Source organism: Sandarakinorhabdus rubra (genome assembly GCF_010994245.1).
Classification (GTDB): domain Bacteria; phylum Pseudomonadota; class Alphaproteobacteria; order Sphingomonadales; family Sphingomonadaceae; genus Sandarakinorhabdus; species Sandarakinorhabdus rubra.
The window spans coordinates 1-896 of sequence record NZ_WMHO01000407.1; the positions used below are offsets into that span (position 1 = coordinate 1).

Annotated in this window: 1 protein-coding gene; it reads right to left on the reverse strand. The window is 73.9% G+C overall.

The features are described 5' to 3' along the window. Positions 1 to 896 (reverse strand): FlgK family flagellar hook-associated protein (locus GJV64_RS14890; RefSeq protein ID WP_408015009.1); only part of this gene is annotated, 896 nt, incomplete at both ends.

The following is an 896-nucleotide window of genomic DNA, read 5'->3' on the forward strand; positions in this document are numbered from 1 at the left end:
CCAGCCGGCGCGTGTCGGCCACATCGGCGCCGATGCGCGCCAGATCGCCATCCAGCGCCGCCTCGATCGTGCCATTGGGGCCGGGCTGCAGGCGCAGCCGCCCCAGCGCCAGGGCCTGGCCATTGTCCTGGCTGCCCGGCGGGGTTGGCGTGATGCGAAAACTGCTGCCCTCGCTGACACCGGCGGGCAGCGTGAAGCGGATGCCCGGCCCCTCGATCAGGCTGCCATCGGCCGGCACTGTGGCCAGCAAGGTGCCGGCGGGATCACGCACTTCGGCAAGGCCGCCGGCGATGATGCTGATCCGCCACGGCGGCGGGGTCACGTCGCCGCCGGGCAGGGCGAGCGCGCTGGCATCGTCGGTCACCGTAGGCAGGCCGGGGGCGCCGGGGGGTCCATCCACCTGCCAGCGCCGGGCAGCCGCGACGTCCTGCGGCTGCAGCGCGCGCAGCGACAGGCCTTGCGCGCCCGACAGTGGTTCCAGCGTCCATTGGTCCCCAGCCACCCAGCCATCGCCGATGGTCAAGGTCAGGCCATCGAGCAGCAGGGGCGACGTGCCGGTGATGCTGGCGCTGCCATCGCCGCGCGCCAGCGTGAAGCCGGTGGCCTCCGCGATGAGGCGATAGCCGGACGGGTCGGGCACGGCGCCATCGGCCAGAACGACATCCAGCGGCGCGCGCCCGGCGTTGGCCTTGCCCACGGTGGTGCGGATGGCGGTGGTGGCAAACAGCGCACCGCCAGCCTGGCCAGCAGCATCGATGCCCTGCTGGTGCCAATCGTTGACCAGCGCGGCAAATCCGGTGGCGCTGCCATCCAGCGCGCTCCGCGCCCGTGCGATGCGGCTGGCGGCCTCCAGCAGGCCGGCGAGGCGCCCAGTGGCGGGCAGGCGCAGTGGCACC